17 protein-coding genes and 1 other annotated feature are annotated in these 17,364 nt (G+C 38.4%); of the genes, 8 read left to right on the top strand and 9 right to left on the bottom strand.

From position 1 onward, the window contains the following. Positions 1-210: 210 nt before the first annotated feature. Positions 211-585, top strand: coding sequence for a hypothetical protein (locus B1NLA3E_RS04565; protein WP_015592669.1), 375 nt, complete (start codon positions 211-213; stop codon positions 583-585). 76 nt (positions 586-661) lie between these two features. Here the strand turns inward: B1NLA3E_RS04565 and B1NLA3E_RS04560 are convergent, their stop codons facing one another. Beyond that, positions 662-1,225, bottom strand: a complete 564-nt coding sequence (locus tag B1NLA3E_RS04560) for a competence protein ComK (RefSeq protein ID WP_015592668.1) — start codon at positions 1,223-1,225, stop codon at positions 662-664. Positions 1,226-1,411: 186 nt separating this feature from the next. On the opposite strand from B1NLA3E_RS04560, the gene B1NLA3E_RS04555 reads away from it, so the two are divergent. Continuing rightward, entirely contained in the window at positions 1,412-1,648 is a 237-nt protein-coding gene (locus B1NLA3E_RS04555) for an IDEAL domain-containing protein (protein ID WP_015592667.1), read from the top strand. 39 nt (positions 1,649-1,687) lie between these two features. Here B1NLA3E_RS04555 and B1NLA3E_RS04550 read toward each other — a convergent pair whose 3' ends face one another. From B1NLA3E_RS04550 to B1NLA3E_RS04540, 3 genes are all read right to left on the bottom strand, one after another. Further along, the gene (locus B1NLA3E_RS04550) at positions 1,688-2,968 is read right to left on the bottom strand and encodes a M48 family metallopeptidase (protein ID WP_041580299.1); all 1,281 of its coding nucleotides are present in this window, start codon (positions 2,966-2,968) and stop codon (positions 1,688-1,690) included. A 365-nt stretch (positions 2,969-3,333) separates the two neighbouring features. Then, positions 3,334-3,618 carry an AzlD domain-containing protein gene (locus B1NLA3E_RS04545; protein WP_442852656.1) on the bottom strand — a complete coding sequence of 95 codons (285 nt, stop codon included), beginning with the start codon at positions 3,616-3,618 and terminating at the stop codon, positions 3,334-3,336. A 13-nt stretch (positions 3,619-3,631) separates the two neighbouring features. Next, positions 3,632-4,360, bottom strand: coding sequence for an AzlC family ABC transporter permease (locus B1NLA3E_RS04540; RefSeq protein ID WP_015592664.1), 729 nt, complete (start codon positions 4,358-4,360; stop codon positions 3,632-3,634). Positions 4,361-4,770: 410 nt separating this feature from the next. Here B1NLA3E_RS04540 and B1NLA3E_RS04535 point away from each other — a divergent pair, with 410 nt between their 5' ends. Continuing rightward, on the top strand, positions 4,771-5,670 hold the full coding sequence (locus B1NLA3E_RS04535; RefSeq protein WP_015592663.1) for a DMT family transporter: 900 nt from the start codon (positions 4,771-4,773) through the stop codon (positions 5,668-5,670). Between the two features lie 83 nt (positions 5,671-5,753). On the opposite strand, the gene B1NLA3E_RS04530 is transcribed toward B1NLA3E_RS04535, so the two are convergent. Then, positions 5,754-6,878: an NADH-dependent flavin oxidoreductase gene (locus tag B1NLA3E_RS04530; RefSeq protein ID WP_015592662.1), complete on the bottom strand. Its 1,125-nt coding sequence runs from the start codon at positions 6,876-6,878 to the stop codon at positions 5,754-5,756. Between the two features lie 328 nt (positions 6,879-7,206). Then, positions 7,207-7,456: a binding site (T-box leader), on the top strand. A 355-nt stretch (positions 7,457-7,811) separates the two neighbouring features. Here B1NLA3E_RS04530 and brnQ point away from each other — a divergent pair. Next, positions 7,812-9,131 carry a branched-chain amino acid transport system II carrier protein gene (gene brnQ, locus B1NLA3E_RS04525; RefSeq protein ID WP_015592661.1) on the top strand — a complete coding sequence of 440 codons (1,320 nt, stop codon included), beginning with the start codon at positions 7,812-7,814 and terminating at the stop codon, positions 9,129-9,131. A 94-nt stretch (positions 9,132-9,225) separates the two neighbouring features. Here brnQ and B1NLA3E_RS04520 read toward each other — a convergent pair whose 3' ends face one another. From B1NLA3E_RS04520 to B1NLA3E_RS04510, 3 genes are all read right to left on the bottom strand, one after another. Then, positions 9,226-9,900, bottom strand: coding sequence for a hypothetical protein (locus B1NLA3E_RS04520; protein WP_015592660.1), 675 nt, complete (start codon positions 9,898-9,900; stop codon positions 9,226-9,228). A 2-nt stretch (positions 9,901-9,902) separates the two neighbouring features. Continuing rightward, positions 9,903-10,187, bottom strand: a complete 285-nt coding sequence (locus B1NLA3E_RS04515; RefSeq protein ID WP_015592659.1) for a YkvA family protein — start codon at positions 10,185-10,187, stop codon at positions 9,903-9,905. Positions 10,188-10,363: 176 nt separating this feature from the next. Beyond that, positions 10,364-11,356 carry a zinc-binding dehydrogenase gene (locus tag B1NLA3E_RS04510; protein ID WP_015592658.1) on the bottom strand — a complete coding sequence of 331 codons (993 nt, stop codon included), beginning with the start codon at positions 11,354-11,356 and terminating at the stop codon, positions 10,364-10,366. A gap of 264 nt (positions 11,357-11,620) precedes the next feature. On the opposite strand from B1NLA3E_RS04510, the gene B1NLA3E_RS04505 reads away from it, so the two are divergent. Genes B1NLA3E_RS04505 through B1NLA3E_RS04490 form a run of 4 tightly spaced genes read left to right on the top strand, consistent with a single transcriptional unit; the run spans position 11,621 to position 15,762 of the window. Further along, entirely contained in the window at positions 11,621-13,174 is a 1,554-nt protein-coding gene (locus tag B1NLA3E_RS04505; RefSeq protein WP_015592657.1) for a spore germination protein, read from the top strand. Beyond that, positions 13,174-14,427: a Ger(x)C family spore germination protein gene (locus tag B1NLA3E_RS04500; RefSeq protein WP_015592656.1), complete on the top strand. Its 1,254-nt coding sequence runs from the start codon at positions 13,174-13,176 to the stop codon at positions 14,425-14,427. The genes B1NLA3E_RS04505 and B1NLA3E_RS04500 overlap by 1 nt, the downstream gene beginning before the upstream one ends. Positions 14,428-14,430: 3 nt before the next feature. Next, positions 14,431-14,646 carry a hypothetical protein gene (locus tag B1NLA3E_RS04495; protein WP_015592655.1) on the top strand — a complete coding sequence of 72 codons (216 nt, stop codon included), beginning with the start codon at positions 14,431-14,433 and terminating at the stop codon, positions 14,644-14,646. A gap of 15 nt (positions 14,647-14,661) precedes the next feature. Continuing rightward, complete coding sequence (locus tag B1NLA3E_RS04490) at positions 14,662-15,762, top strand: GerAB/ArcD/ProY family transporter (RefSeq protein ID WP_015592654.1); 1,101 nt, start codon at positions 14,662-14,664, stop codon at positions 15,760-15,762. 149 nt (positions 15,763-15,911) lie between these two features. Here the strand turns inward: B1NLA3E_RS04490 and B1NLA3E_RS04485 are convergent, their stop codons facing one another. Further along, positions 15,912-17,276, bottom strand: coding sequence for a GntP family permease (locus tag B1NLA3E_RS04485; RefSeq protein ID WP_051120124.1), 1,365 nt, complete (start codon positions 17,274-17,276; stop codon positions 15,912-15,914). Positions 17,277-17,364 lie beyond the last annotated feature (88 nt).

The raw sequence follows: 17,364 nt of genomic DNA, 5'->3' as shown, positions 1-17,364 counted from the left end.
CCTCTCATTTTACTTTTTCTTTCATTATAGTATGACTTCTTGTTCCATCAAAAATTTTCCTGTCTAATTTTTAATTTTTGATGCAAAAACAATATTTATATAGCTAGCAGTTTGATTTATAGGAAAAACTAAAAAGGGCTTGAATTTATTTTGTATTTTTTGTATGATAATAACGAACAAACGTTCTATTTTTCCTAAGGAGAATTTAAAATGACCAGAATACCTGAGGAAGAAAGAGACTTACTGGAAAAAGCGATTTATTTGCCTATGGTGATTACCATTTTGAACCGGGACCTTACGATCATTGACAAGAGCCCTTTTAAGCTAAAAAAACCCTACTTAATATTAGTAGAGGAAACACTTAAGGTGATTCAAAGGGAGATGGCTGATGTGAAGCGTTTGATGAAGCAAAAGCAATTGAAGGTGGAGGAAATTCACCGTGATGATGCCTTTACCATGTTCATGTTTCTCTACAAGGGCTTTGAGGAACACCATAACTATTTTAATCCAAGAATCCGCAATAAGGTCCAGGAGTTATTAGAATTTTACTTATATCGCCGACATCTTCCGCAACCATCTAGCTAAATGGCATGTTCAGCAAATAAAATAGAAGCATGATCCATTGGCGGTCCATGCTTCCATAATGTTTTATGTAAAAGGCTTAATGATTATCGTAATCCTCGTACCCTTCAGACGCTTCAAAATGCCGATGGTTACGGGGTAAATAAAATGATTTTCGATCAATATCTTCGATTCTTTGCATTAATTTTGTCCGTAACAAAGCAGTTCGCAAAAGTTGGTTTTCAAATGAGGCATAGGAAATAGGAAGGACGTAGGATTCTTTATTTCGGAAGGTAACAAGGGTGGTATTCGGCTCTAACCGTTTATGAGATACTACGTGTTCATGGGAAATCCAAATACATTGAGAATTTTGTGGTGAAGTTGTTGGAAAAAAATAAATGAAGTTTGTGGGGTCAATGGTGATTGGAACTTTGTGGGTAACTCCAATTAACTGCTTTGTTCCAGAAATTCTTCCTTCATAACTAGAACCAAAATATTGACAGCTTTTTTTAATGATATCGATTGGTCGAAAGGGGTAAAGAAATTCATCCTTGAGTTCAATTATTTGAGAATATGTTTTACTGCCATAAGAAGTAGGCGTTATCATCATTGTACATGGATTAATTTCATATTCTTCGATAATCCCCGTCATTTGTTTATTCATTTTTTCATCTCCTTTTTACAGTTATACTTCATCTTATCATTTCATTTCTATTTTTCCGTTGTATTTTAACAAAATTCTTAATTTATTCATAATTCGAGCTAAATATTTTTTAAATTTTCAAAACTTTTCATTGATTCTTTTGTTAAAACTCCATATAATAGAAAAAAGGTTGCAGGGGTGATTTCGATGAAAGAGAGATCCTATTCAGAGTTAATGAAGTCTGGTGCCATGAATAAGAAAAAGTCTAGTGAGTCTTTTGTTTTGGAATTGTACGTTGAAATGCTACTGTCCGAGGTGCTTTTAACTACTCAAAAGGAAAAATTGCTGACCCTTATCGATCAGGCCATTGATGACCGCAACCAAGAAGAGTTTTTTAATTTATCAACACAATATCGCGAACTAACAAAACAGTTTGGGACTTAATAGCTAGGCCCCTGTCGATTCGACAGGGGCTTTTTTTTGTTACTTATTGGAAGTCTTTTGATGTTGGATTTCATATTCCTCAAGCCTTGAAATTCGTTCTAACATCGTTGGGTGGCCATAGCGGAAAATTTTCACCAGTAGGGGTGGATTCACCTGACTCAAACCGGACTTTGTAAGTTTCTGAAACGAATCAATTGCCGCTTCACTATTTTTAGTCATATGAATCGCATATCGATCTGCGCGAGTTTCTTGGTAGCGAGAGACCAAATTACTAAGCGGGCTTGAAGCAAACATCAGCATCGATAAAATCATCAGAAAAAGTGGAAAAGAACGAATGTCATTTACCGCAGCAATCTTTAATTCTTTCCCCCATTTTGATACTCCCCAGTTCATCATTCGGTAAATTAAATACAGTCCTAAAAGAGACATTAACAGGTACCCAGCAATTCCGAAATAAACATGTTTTTCGACATAATGGGCCATCTCATGAGCCATAATGAATAAAATTTGATCATCATTCAAACGCTCTAAGGTTGTATCCCAGAGGACAATCCGTGAATTTGATCCGATTCCTGTTACATAAGCATTGAGCGAATTCGTTTTTTTAGACATATTGACCTCAAAAACATGCTCTGCGGGAATCTTGGCTTTACTGGCGAGATCTAATATTTTTGCCTCAAGTTGTTTATCTTTTAATGGGTAAAAATCGTTGTACAGTGGATCAATCACCACAGGCTGCAGAAACATCATAAACAGTGTAAAAGGAACCGATAAAAGCCAGCCATAAAACCACCATCGTTTCGTACTTTTCTTCATAAGCCAATACAAAACAGTAACAATGATGAACATTGTTAAGTAATTAATCCAGAAATCAATGAGTTCGTCCTTCATCCATGATGCAAAGGATTGGGTTGAAATATTGTATGTTTTGGAAAGAGAATAGCTGATATAACTTAATGGAAATGTTGCGATATATGAAAAGAAGGACAGCCAAATTACATAAATGGCTGTTTGGGCTATTTTATATTGTGATGATTGCTCTGCCCACCGTTTAAATGCCTTTGATAAACCAAATAACAAAATCAAAAAATAGATAAGCCATTCAAGCGGTGTTGATAAAAAAAATAGCAAATTCCTTGTTTTTGAATACTCCTCAGTAAGCATTAACTCTCTTCCATTTAGGAATGTAGCTGGATCTGCCTTTGTTCCCTGGTATTCAAACGGCAAGCTTGTATCCGCAAAATGAAACAAATACAAATAAGCCAATAATCCATATACAACATATAGTAATACGGAAAAAACGCCCATTTTACGCACCAATCGCAATCCCCTCCTGAAGTACAACCCTTTCATTACTATGTTTAGTATGAAAAAATACAAATAGAACAACATCTTGTATTACAAAAAAGTAGGCTCTGTTAAACTAGAATGTTGATTTCCGTTCCAGGCACTCGCGCACCTTAGGGGCGGGCGGTGAGCCTCCTCGGCGCTTAAGCGCATGCGGGGTCTCACCTGTCCCGCTGCTCCCGCAGGAGTCTTCGTGTATCCGCTCCAATCAACATTGTGCAAAAAATCAACATCGAGCTTTAACACAGCCAAAAAGGAAAGACAATTATAGCTTGAACCAACTGGGTAGAACATATGAAAAAAAACTGCCGGAGTTTCAGATTCCGACAGCCGTTATATCAAAAGAATAAAGAATAAACGGATAGTATAGCAATTGAGCCTAAGACAACTATAATAACATTCGCTCCTAGAAAAGCGACCAAAAAAGCAGCCGTGGCTCCGATCAATCCATACCATAAATCTTTTTGAATAAATAAAATCCCAGGAAAAATTAGCGCCCCCAAAGTGGCATAGGGTACATTTCGTAAAACACCTTGAATAAAAGGTGGCAATACCCTTCCTTTGAATAAAACAAATGGAAGCATTCTCGGGATGTACGTCACGACCCCCATCCCCACAATCATCCAGATAACTCCATTATTCAAGTCCCCGTCCCCCCTGGCCTAATTTTATAGAATTGACAACTTCAATGATGATGGCTGAAAGAAGAGTTGCCACCACAATTGACCACCCCGTTGACAGCCAATCACCTAGAGTGAAAATAGTATTAAAGGAAGCCGCCAGCACAGCTAAATAGACCACTTTCACACTTTTCTTTAATGAAGGAACTAATAATCCGATGAACATTGCATAAAGGGCAACTGACATACTTTCTTGCAACGTTTTCGGTAGATTAGCTCCAATTGCATATCCAATCCCTGAATTTATAACCCAACTAAGGTAGGCAATGGATGTTAGTCCAAACATATACCCAGTTGTCACAGTGTCCCGATTGGTCGCAGCCACAGAGAAGGTTTCATCGGTGATCCCAAAGGAATAGACCATTCTCTTCCCCATTTGGTCATCCTCTGCCATTTCATTTAAAGAAGCGGACATGAGGAAATGCCTGATATTTACAATAAGCGTCGTTAAAATGATTTCAAATACTCCTGTACCAAGTGAGATTAGACTTAATGCTATGTATTGCGATGCTCCTGCGTAAACGATTAAACTCATTAAAACCGTTTCAATCAATGTTAACCCAGTTGTTTTAGCGAGCAACCCAAAAGTAAGTGCGATTGGAAAATAGCCAATCGCAATACTAAACCCTGATTGTAATCCCTGTTTAAACTGGGATGATTGTTTATTCATCACCATTTCTGACATTTTATTTATTCACCGCCTGAAAAATTATTGCTTTATACTTATACTTCATGTTGAAATAGAGATATTAGTTGTTCGAAAGTTTTTTTACTTATTATACATCTAAGAAATACGTCTATGTCTACAAAAAATTCAAACTAATAAATTATTAAATATTTTACTTATATAATTCCTGCAGGGTGATTATTATTTTTATTTTGGCTCTGTTATACTAGAATGTTGATTTCCGTTCCAGGCGCTTCGCGCACCTTAGGGGCGGGCGGTGAGCCTCCTCGGCGCTTAAGCGCCTGCGGGGTCTCACCTGTCCCGCTGCTCCCGTAGGAGTCTTCGCGCCTTCCACTCCAATCAACTTTGTGCAAAAAATCAACATTGAGCTTTAACACAGCCTTTATTTTTAGAAAGAGGTCAGAAAAATGAGATTAAAAGAAATTGGCGCATTGTTTGCTCTTGCCGCGCTTTGGGGAGCTTCGTTTCTTTTTATCAGGATTGCGTCTCCTGAAATTGGTCCACTCTTTACAATTGAGGCACGAGTAACCATCGCTGGGTTAGCATTATTTCTCTTTGTTTTACTAACCAAACGTTCCGCTAATTTTAAACAATGGTGGAGGCAATATCTTATTATTGGGGCATTAAATGCAGGAATACCGTTTACTCTCATTGCCATTGCAGCGATCCATTTAAACGCATCGATCATGGCTATTGTTAACGCGTTGACTCCATTATGTACAGCATTGGCCGTTTGGATTTGGCTGGGAGAAAAACTTACCTTTAAAAAAAGCATTGGAATGTTAATAGGCGTGATAGGAGTTGCCATATTAGTTGGCTGGAGCCCAATTCCTTCAACAAAAGAAGTGTTTCTTGCGATTGGTTGTAGTATTTTATCAACCATCTCTTATGGCTTCGCTGGAGTCTATATTAAAAAGACTTTTACCACGGTTTCACCATTATCACTTGCGACCGGTCAACAAATCGGTGCAGCCATTGTGTTGTTGCCGTTTACGCTATTTTATTTACCAACCTCAACGGAAACATTTTCTATAGTCGTCATTTTATCGGTAGTTGGGTTAGCACTGTTCTGTACATCGATTGCTTACCTTTTTTATTTTTACCTAATTGAAAGTGTTGGACCAACAAAAACACTTAGTGTAACCTTCCTTGTTCCGTTGTTCGGAATGCTGTGGGGTTTCGTTTTTTTACATGAAAAAATAACATTTGGAATGATGATTGGGCTACTTGTCATATTGAGCAGTGTTCTATTGATTTCAGATGTATCGTTCGGATCGAAGCAAAATTCGGTAAAAAGAGTGTCTTAATGTCTACGGATGGTAATAGAGGAAGGGTGGTACTTAAGTCAATTCAGCTTAGGTACCACCCCTATTTCAATTAGTTTGGTTTTTTACTCAACTTCCGGAAACCATCCTGGCGAATGAATAATTACCTGCCATAAAGGATTTGGAATCTCTAGTCGCTCCTGTGCTCCTTTATCAATCTTCATTTCGATTTGGTCTTCCGTACCGTTCTCCACCTTTTGAACCCAATCAGGATCAATGATGAGTTCGCGTCCTAAGGCAATTAGAGCCACACCAGTTTGAAAAGCCTTTAAGGCGTCGTCCGCACTGAGAATAGAACCAACGCCTATTACTGGCACACGCATTCCAATCCGCTCTAATATAATTTCAATTCTTGAACGGGTATCCTCAACTCCTCGTCTTGGAACAGACCAGAAATCAAGTAAGGAAACGTGCAAATAATCTAGGTTTTTCCCAACTAAAGCATCGACCAGCTTTAACGTATCAGCCATTGTGATTCCAGGTGTTTCAGGCTCTTCGGGGGAAAAACGGTAACCAACGAGGAACTCGCTACTTGCATGCTGGCCAACCACTTTCTTTACTTCATCAATAACGGCGAGTGGAAAAGACATCCGTTTCTCGACACTTCCCCCCCAATTATCTTCACGCTGGTTGGAATGTGGCGAAAAAAATTGCTGTATAAGATACCCATTAGCACCATGAATTTCGACACCATCAAATCCTGCTTCAATAGCCCGACGCACTGTTTCACCAAAAGCTTTGATAATTGATTGAATCTCGTCTTCAATCAAAGCACGAGGGACTTTTCGATTAGGTTGTTCTGAAACAACTTCACTTGCGCTAACCACATCCCCATTGGGAACTAATTCAGACGGACATTCACGTCCTCCGTGGAACATCTGCAATATTGCTTTGGCTCCTTGCTCCTTTATTGCAGTAGCTAAACTTTTTAAACTTGGGATCATTTCATCGCGGTCGCCAGCGAATTCACCGGGGAAACCTTTACCATTTGGTGTCACAAATGTACATGCTGTTATCACCATGCTGACCCCTTTGGAGCGACGAGCATAATATTTAACCTCAGCGTCTGAAACTGTACCGTCTTCATTTGAAGAAAAGTTTGTCATAGGCGCCATGACAATGCGGTTTTTTAACTTTAAGCCATTTGTGAAGTTGAACGATTCTAAAAGTGGACTATATTTTTGGTTCATTTCTACTGTTCACCTCTATATTTTCTATTCGACCATTTATTAACCCATTGCCTGACCATTAAAGGCTCCCTTTATAAATTCCCAGCAACCTCGTACCCTTCAACCCGTTTTATCATTTTTTTTCCTTCCTTTGTCTTCCGAACACTTTATTATATTCAAAAAATAAATCTATTATTGATTTATCTCGTTTCCAACTTAATTTAAATCCACCGCAATATCAAACATGTTGACTTCAAACCATTCATTATTATTGATAAATTTAGCAATAATGAAAACTATCGAAATATATTGACACATCCATTTGATTCTGATAAATTATTTTTAAATAATAAATTCGATGATGAGAAGAGTAAGATGGGATCGCTGTTCCAAAGAGAGTCGGCACTAGGTGGAAGTCGATGTTCAGTACCTTTCCGAAGATCATCTCTAAGATGCAAAGCTGAATCTAGTAAGCTTTGACGGGTTTTCCACCGTTACATTGGAACACGTATGATGGTACGTTGGTCTTGAGAGCCGCATGATTGTTATCGATTGCTGCGGAATTAGGGTGGTAACGCGAGTACAAACTCGTCCCTTGTTTGAGGGACGGGTTTTTTTATTTGGCTCTTTTCTAAAAGATTGTTGTTTTTTTAAGGTTTTTGGAAAGAAAACCGTTGATAAAGAAGTTGATTGGAGCGGAAGGTGCTCGACTCCTGCGGGAGCAGCGGGACAGGTGAGACCCCGCAGGCGTAAAACGCCGAGGAGGCTCACCGCCCGCCCCGCGGTTTGCTGAGCACCTGGAGCGGAAATCAACCACACTTCTCTTTTAGTAAATAGCAACAAGTTTACGAAAACAGCCTTTTATTTTTATTAAAAAAGTGGAAGCGAGTCGTTCTGTAAACTGTGCGTTTGGACGCTTGCGAAAGACAATTATCATGTTAAAGGAGAGTTTTTATGAAGAAATTTGATAGCTTTTTTATCGGCCTATTTTTATTTTCGATGTTTTTCGGAGCCGGAAACCTGATCTTCCCTCCATTCTTAGGAGCACAATCAGGAACTTCTTTTTGGTGGGCTATCGCAGGCTTTGTCCTTACAGGAGTCGGATTGCCACTTGCAGTATTACTTGCGATTTCCCTCGTGAAGGGCGGGGTCAGAGAGATTGGCAATCGGGTTCATCCAATTTTCAGCACTGTTTTTATGGTTATTGTTTATTTGTCGATTGGGCCATTCCTAGCGATTCCGAGAAATACCACTGTAGCGTTTGAGATGGGCGTTGTACCCTTTATTAATCCATCATGGAATTCGACATTGGTTTTGTTCTTATATTCAGCGTTGTTCTTTTTGCTCGTGTATGCAATCAGCATGAATCCAGCAAAGCTAGAAAAATATATGGGGCGCTGGATCACACCGATTTTGGTTACAGCCATCGTTGGATTATGTATTGTAGGATTTGTAAAGTTGGATACCCCACTTCAATCTCCAATAGGCGATTATCAGACGGGTGCCTTTTTCAAAGGATTCTTGGAAGGATACAACACAATGGATGCCTTAGCATCATTAGCATTTGGAATTGTCATTTTAACTTCAATAAAACAAAAAGGGGTTAGCGATGACAAGCACTTAACAAAATACACTTTAAAGGCAGCGCTAGTTGCCGGAGTATTACTATCTATTGTATACGTTAGCATCGGCTGGATGGGCGTAAAAATGGCAAGTAATGGTACCTTTGAAAATGGAACACAACTTCTCGCTTCCACTTCAACCCTTTTATTGGGAAAAAGCGGAACAGCATTGCTTGGGTTTATTTTTACATTAGCTTGTTTCAACACTGTTGTTGGATTAACAACAGCCTGCGGACAGTATTTTTCCAATCTGATTCCTAAGATAAGCTACAAAACTGTAGTATTAATTGTTACGCTTGTTGGATTTACACTGGCAAACCTAGGATTAAGCCAAATTCTTAAGGTATCGGTGCCTTTCCTTGTTACAGCTTACCCTCTAACAATTGTCTTAATCATACTTACTTTCTTCAACCGTTTCTTCACAAACACAAGAGTAGTTTACGGAAGTGCGATGTTATTCACTGGTGTATTCGCAGTGTTAGGTGGATTGAGTGCCACCGGCATGAATTTAGGTGTGCTTCAAACGGTCAAAGAGGTTCTTCCATTTTCATCCGTCGGATTAGAGTGGATTGTTCCTGCCCTTGTTGGTATAGGAATTGGAATGCTACTCAGCAATTTCAGTAAATCCGAACCTGACCCAGCAGTAGAATAAAAGAACTATGCTGCATTAATGCGTTATTGTAAAAGACGGTGCCTGACCCCCGATGCGTTAAAGTATTAACGCATCGGGGGTCAGGCACCAATTTTTATTCTAGACGATTCAAGATTTTAGAAACTAAAGTATCCAGTGGATTAATTATGGTCTTACATGTCTCATTCTCAAGCTTTTTAACCGCCTCAACCATCGATAATTGTGCAACGGAAACCACTCTATTGTCATCTTTAACCTCTTGTTTAAGATACCTATATACTTCATGAGTATACTTTTCTTTTTGTCCCTTCATGATTAACTCAAACGAATTTTCAATTACTTCTACCTCAATATCTAAAGAAAGTTGCCTGCTAGAAGCATATTGTTCTAGACGCTCCATGGTTCCCGCAACTGTTGCAGGATTGGTAAAAAGGATTTTATGTGGTAGCCTGATTTTACAGATATTCTCAAAGAACGGTTCATCTATTTTTATAATGGGAATTGATATGGGGTAAATTTCTTCCTGCAAGATAGCAATATAATTAGTACAAGTAATGAGGATTGCATCGACATTACACTGAGCAATCCATTCTAATTGCTCCCTTACCTTTTTTCGCGCGGGGACTGCCTCTAAATTATTATTTGCTACTAATTGATACATCAATCCTGGATCAACGAAATGGACCATTTCAACCATAAATGAGGAAAGGGCACTTTCGATATATTCAATATTTGAATGGTGGGCATGAAGACAGCCTAGCCTTTTTATTTGCTCCTCGTTTTTTTTCATACTTATAAAATTTCTCTTAAACTATACTTTTCCACAAGGGAGTCTGGTGCCATTTTTACTATTCTCTCTAGAACAAATGTGACAATAACAAGATCGTCAACGATTCCAAACAGTAATAGATAATCTGGAATTACATCAAATGGGAAAAAGACGTAGATGAGTATCAATGACACACCAAGTACTTTTTTATAAAGCTGAACCTGATTTGTAAAAAAGAAATCTTTTAAAAACGGGATGAACTTCCAAAATTTCAAAATAAATTTGAGCCTCTTTAGATATTTAAACAATGTTAATCACCTTTTTATTTATTTTATTGTGCATGGAAGATTTTAATTTCACTAAAAACTTCTTTCCTCAATTATTAATTATCCATCGAATAATAATCAACTTTCATGCTCTATATATACAAAAAGAGCTGCTGAAAATAGCAACTCTTTAGCCTTACATATTCACTTTTCCTACCTTAACTTATGATAAACCCAATCTTTCCTAATTGTTCTGCTTTATTCATTCGCTCAAAAGCTTGTCCGAATTGATCTAAAGGATATACATGATCAAGAGCTGGTTTAATTTGATACTTTTCGATAAATTGAATCATTTCTTTATATTCTTCACCACTCCCCAATGTTGAGCCGAGAAGATTCAACTGTCCGTAGAAAAAACTACGGAGATTAATTTGCACTTCATCCCCTGCTGAAGCGCCAAACGTAACGATGGTTCCTCCTGGCCGAAGTTGTTCGAGTGACTTGTTGAACGTAGCTGCGCCAACGCATTCAATTACAAGGTCCATTTTTTCTCCGGCAAGCGCTTTGCTCCAATCAGCATTACTGTCAATTGCTTTCTCGGCACCAAGTTCCAGAGCTTTCGCACACTTTTCCTTTGAGCGGGAGGTAACATAAACGGACGCTCCAACTGCTTTGGCAAATTGTAATAATAACGTCGCAACTCCGCTACCAATTCCAGGAATCAACACCTTCATCCCCTGCTTAATTTTACCTCGTGTAAACAATGCTCGGTAAGCAGTGAGAGCTGCCAAGGATACAACACCAGCTTCTTCCCAACTTAAATAGGCAGGTTTTTTTACAACATTTTCGGCTGGAACCACAACCTGCTCAGCAAACGTACCATGGAAAGGTAGACCAAGAATCTCAAAACCCGGGGGTGGGGCATCGCTTTTTTCCTTCCATCCCAAACTCGGGTTAATCATCACCTCATCCCCTATTTGAACGTTTGCAACTCCTTCACCAACGGAATCAATAATTCCTGCTCCGTCTGAACCAATAATTAACGGAGGATCTGTTGGTTGATGGCGAGTTAGGGTAAATAAATCCCGATGATTTAAACCTGCTGTTTTAAGTTTTACCCTTACCTCTCCAACTTTAGGCTGGATTTCTTCTATTTCACGATATGTAAGCCCTTCTATTCCTGTTTTTTCAGCATGAACTACAGCTTTCATCTAACCACTCCAATATTATTTTTAGTAGGTAGTGTTGAAATACATAATTTTTTTTACTATATCTAGAATACCAAAATTATTTCGTAAGCAGAAATAGGTAAGAAACTTTTTCCTAAAAAAAACAAAGAAAATACTTTTTTTCCATTAAGACGTCACAAATATGCTGGACCAAAATATCTGGATTCTAGGAGGACCAACAATCATGCGAATAAGGAATAATTAAAAGGTGACAAGGAAAACTTATCTGTTAGGAGGTGTTAAATTATGACAGGATCGGGTTCTTTTAATAAAAGAAAGCTATTTCGCAAGGATGAGTTTCCAATTCAGTTATCATCTTCTCTTAACAAAAATATTGATGAACTAAAAATGATTTTCGAATCGTGTGATGATATTGTTTTCCATTATATCGAATTCAGCAAAATATCTGGATGTTTAATCTATCTTGCCGAGATGGTTAACCATTCAGCGATGTTAGAGATTGAACAAGGGTTTTCCTCGTACACAGAAATAATGCATTCGAAAAAAGCTATTCCAGCATTTATCAGGAATCGTTTCTCCTTCCTCCGGATGACGGAAATAAACACGGTGCATGAAGTTGAAGACCATATTTTAACTGGTAATACCGTTTTAATAATCGATGAAATGGAAGAGGCATTTGTATTTCGATCTAATACCTCACTAGGACGAGAAGTGAGCGAACCTCTTACCGAACAGACGGTAAGAGGCCCCAAAGAGGGTTTTGTTGAAGATATTCATAAAAATGTGATGTTAATCCGAAAAATAATTAAAACGCCATCATTGAAGGTTGATTACTTAAAACTCGGCGAAAAAACCAACACTACAGTAAGTGTCATTTATTTAAAAGGGATAGCAAATCAGGAGATAGTCCAAGAAGTTCATCAACGTTTATCACGAATTAAAATGGATGGCATCTTGGAAAGTCAGTATATTGAATCGATGATTAAGGATTCTCCTAGATCACCCGTACCAACCGTGTTCAGCACAGAACGGCCAGATCGTGTTTGCGGAGGGTTACTAGATGGAAAGGTAGCTATCCTTGTTGACGGAACCCCCTTTGTGTTAACAGTTCCGGCCTTGTTTGTCGAATTTCTCCATTCTAGCGAGGACTACTATGATGGGGCTTTGGTTGCAACTATCTTACGTTGGATTCGATTTCTTGGTCTGTTTGTCACGCTTATTTTACCAGCGTTTTATGTTGCTTTGACAACATTTCATCAAGATTTGTTACAAAGTCCACTATTAATTCGGATTGCAGCGGGGCGGGCAGCCTTACCGTACCCTGTATTAATTGAAGCAATCTTTATGATAATAACCTTTGAACTTGTTCGTGAAGCAGGCTTAAGAATGCCTAGAACATTCGGTGGCGCCACTGTGACAATATTAGGACTCGTCATAATCAGCCAGATTGCTATCGAGGCTGGAATTATTGGCCCCCTTCTTGCTGTCGTTGTTTCCGTAGCGGCCTTAACATCATTTATTTTACCGAATTACGCCTTTCATCAAATCATTCGCTTTTCCGGAATGCCTTTACTGATACTTGCTGGTTTTTTCGGGTTTATGGGAATTATTGTCGGACTTATGTTTGGATTAACCTATTTAGTGAGTTTACGCTCTTTTGGTGTTCCTTACTTCTCTCCCGTTTCTCCAGCACGAAAAGAAAGTTGGAAGGATGTTTTCATTCGAGCACCATGGTGGGCAATGGAGACACCTCCAGTTGGCCTCGGTCTTGAAAATGTAGTGCATAAAGGTGAAAGCCATTTTGCACCATCTCCGCAAAAAAAGGAGGACGGTGAGTAATGAAAATAAAAATTTTACCCATATGGAAACAAAGACTTTTTGTTATCCCTATGTTTTTCATCCCTCTCCTTCTGTCTGGATGTTGGAGTGCAGAAGAAATTAATAACATCGCTATTATGAATGCTATTGGGGTTGACTTCAATCATGCTGGAGAGTATGAAGTTACAAGTGTCATTGTAAAGCCAGCTGTTCTCTTCTCACAACCATTAGTGGGAGGAACAGGAGGGAGTCAGCAAAATCCATTTTTAATTGAAAAAGCGACAGGAAAATCATTATTGGAAGCAGTTGGAAAACTCTCAAAAACTATTTCAGCCAAAATATATTTTGGTCATGTAGATGTTGTTGTTTTCGGTGAAGAGATAGCAAGGAGAAAAATGGAACCGACTTTAGATTTTTTCCATAGAGAAAATCAATTTCGCCCGAATATCCAGCTGCTTGTATCCAAAGGTAAGGCAGCTGATGTAATTAATACTGCTCCTCAGTTTAATATAACATTTGGGAGGGAAATCTTGGGTTTAAAGGAAAATAATCGATATGTTGCTACTAAAATGGTGGAAGATATAAGCCAGTTCATGAAGAGATTTAGCAGTGATACATCGGACCCAGTAACAGGTGTTGTGACTACAGCTGATAAGCTTGGAATAACTGCAAAAGCGGAGAATCTGGATTCACAAAATAAGCAACAGAAGAAAATACAAGTTATCAGTTTGGATGGAACTGCCGTTTTTAAAGGTAGTAATTTAAAAGGTTTTTTGAGTGAAACTGATACACGAGGTTTGCTTTCGATACTAGGAAAGCTTAAAAACGAAATTTTCGTAATAAATTGTGGGGGGAACGATAAAGGAAATGTCAGTGTAGTTATAAACAAAACTAATTCTCAAATCATTCCACATATAAATGGGAAAAATACAAATATGACCATAAAGGCTAACGTTGAGGCTAATATTCGAGAGGTGACATGTTCAAATCTTAATGTAACTAGTGACCAAATCGATCATCTTAATCGACAATTAGAAGATTCAATTAAAAATGAAGGTACAAAAGTATTAGAAAAAGTACAAAAACAATGGCAAGCAGATATTTTTGGCTTTGGAGAAGCAATCTATCGGACATATCCACATGAATGGGATCAAATGGCACCTAATTGGCGAAAAGGTGGACTTAAAGATTTGGATGTCGAGTTAAAGGTTACTGCTAATATTTCAAGATTTGGCTTATATAAAGATCCAAGCAAAGCAAATGAATCGAGGTAGTGTATGAATATATTATTAAGTTTATTATTCATCGTCATAGTGGTGCTTTCGTTCTTCCCTCATGGATATTTTGTATGGAAAAAGAAAGATTATAAAACTTTTAAAGTCCAAGTCTGGATCATTGGCCTCGCCGTCCTAACAGGTATATTATTGATTTCCGATTTCCACGGACCATCCATTGCAAGCACAATAAATAAAATGAGTCCTCTTGGAAAATGATTGGAGGTTCGAAGCATGATTGAACGGGGTAGAATTAGCAATATCCAAGCAGCGATGCTGGCCATCACATCCCTAACCATTATTGGTCATTTAGTTATCCTTACAGTGATTTTCGCCCAAAGTAGACAAGATGGATGGATTGCAGCAATTGTAGGTACCATCCTAGGGCTCCTCGGAATATTAGTGTTAGTAAAATTATCGCAAAGTTTTCCAGGTTTGACCTTAATTGAAATCTTGTTTCAGCATTTTTCTTGGTTTGGAAAATTACTAGGGATTCTCTATCTCATTTATTTTTATATTATGGTCATCTTAGGTACGAGACTGTTTGCAGAAGCATACAAAAGGATCATGTCTGAAACACCAACCGCGGCATTTATTATTGTAATTCTTTTATTGACTGCCTTTATCGTTTATCTCGGTTTGGAAACCCTTGGAAGGCTGAATCAAATTATGTTACCGGTTCTAGTAATGGCAGCAATAGCAGTGGTCTTTTTGACTATGGGTGAGAATAAGGACTATTCTAATTTATTACCGATAATGGGAAATGGGGTCCGTCCTGTTGCAATTGGCTCACTCACGGTGATGGGATGGTTTGGCGAATTTGTCATTATGGGCATGATTCTCCCCTATGTCCAGCGTCCGAAAAAACTTGTTAAAACAAGCGTTTGGGCTGCAGTGATTACCTTAATCTTTCTCCTTGGGCCAATCACTGGACCAATTGCTTTATTCGGACCTGTGGAAGCAGCAAAAATGACCTTCCCAACCTTTTCAGAAGTCCGTTACATTGCGGCAGGTGAAGTAATCAATCGATTTGATACAATTGCTATTCTGTTTTGGACGGTTGGATCAATGATTCGAATATCAGTATTTTTTTACGGACTAAGTTTAGGAATCGGCCAAGCACTTAAGTTAACATCGTACCAACCTTTAGTCATCCCATTAGCATGGCTCATTGGTGTAGGAGCGTTATTTTTCGCAAAAAATTATGCGGAATTTAACGAATTTCTGTTTCAATCCTACGTTCCGCTTAATATCATAATGGGCGCAGGGATTCCTGTAATACTATTCCTAATTACCCTGGTTTTCCACATGAACAAAAAGAAACAATCCACCTAATTACTGTTTGATAAAGTTTCTCTATTTAAGTAAGAAGCCCCTACCAAGTATTTGTTAAGTACCTAGTAGGGGTCTCAATTTTACATCTTTATAAATTACTTACATAATATTACCTATTTGAAAATTCTAAGCTTCAAATTCCATCTACTCTAAATAAATACATCCAATATTAATACTATTCCAAACGCCACGAACGATAGGATGGTTTCCATGACTGTCCATGTTTTCAATGTATCAGGGACCGACATATTAAAGAATTCCTTAATTAACCAAAATCCTGAATCATTTACGTGAGAAAGCATGATAGAACCTGCTCCAACTGACAGCACTAATAATTCAGGACTTACACCAGGCATTGTTGCCGCAATTGGAGCCACAATACCTGCTGCTGTTGTCATCGCAACTGTCGCAGACCCTACAGCAGCGCGAATTAACCCAGCGATTAAGAATGCTAACACAATAGGAGACAGATGGGCATCTGAAGCAAAATGAGCAATTGCATCTCCTACACCGCTAGCCGTTAACACTTTATTAAATCCGCCCCCTGCCCCGATAAGAAGAACGATGGATGCTACAGGCCCCAGGCAATCGTTTGTAAATGTTAAAATGTCCTTGCCACTAAATCCACGTGCAAATCCAAAAGAATAAAATGAAAAGATAAGTGATAATAAAAGTGCTACAACTGGACTTCCGATAAAATCAACTACTTGACGGAATGTACTTTCAACCGGGTAATTAAGATCTACGATTGTCGCGAAAAGCATTAGGATTACAGGAAGCAAGATCGTAAATAGAGTAATGCCAAAGCCTGGTAGATCCCCTTCTTTTCGTTGAGACTTTGTTAACTGGTCTACAAGACTACCAGAAGGCTCTACTTTGATTTTTTTTGAAATATAAGAACCGTAAATCGGTCCTGCTACTGCTGCAGCAGGTAATGCTACAATCATTGCTAGAAAGATTGTTTTTCCTAAATCCGCATGAAAAATGCCAACTGCTAGCATTGCTGCAGGATGCGGCGGAACCATACTGTGTACTACAGCAAGACCGGCAACTAATGAAAGACCTATTTTGAGCAATGAAGTCCCCGTGTGCTTAGCAATAACAAATACGAGTGGTATTAACAGAACAACTCCAACCTGGAAAAATACAGGAATACCGCAAATAAGTGCCACGACCATCATAGCCCAGTGAACATTTTTCTCACCAAAAACTTTTACTAGTGTTCTAGCAATTCGCTCAGCTCCGCCTGATTCTGCCATCATTTTCCCGAGCATCGTTCCAAGACCAAGGACTATAGCGATAAAGCCTAAAACACCGGCCACTCCTTCTTGAAAAGAAGTTACAATATCAGGAAGCTTCATTCCCGAGATTAAGCCCATAAACAACGCGGCTACGATAAGTGCCACGAATGGGTTAGTATTAAACTTAGCTATTAAAACGATTAACCCTACTATTGCAATGATTGCATAAAATAATAGACTAGTTTCATGAGACATTCCAAACAAAGAATCCATTACTCTTCCCCCTAGATGTACGAATGGTTCCAAAATAAAATGTGCTTATTATAAAATATCATACAAACTTAATTCAACAATTCTTAAT

The organism is Bacillus sp. 1NLA3E, assembly GCF_000242895.2.
Classification (GTDB): Bacteria; Bacillota; Bacilli; order Bacillales; family Cytobacillaceae; genus Bacillus_BU.
The sequence above is the reverse complement of the archived record's forward strand: the minus strand, read 5'-3'. Positions and strand labels throughout refer to the sequence as shown.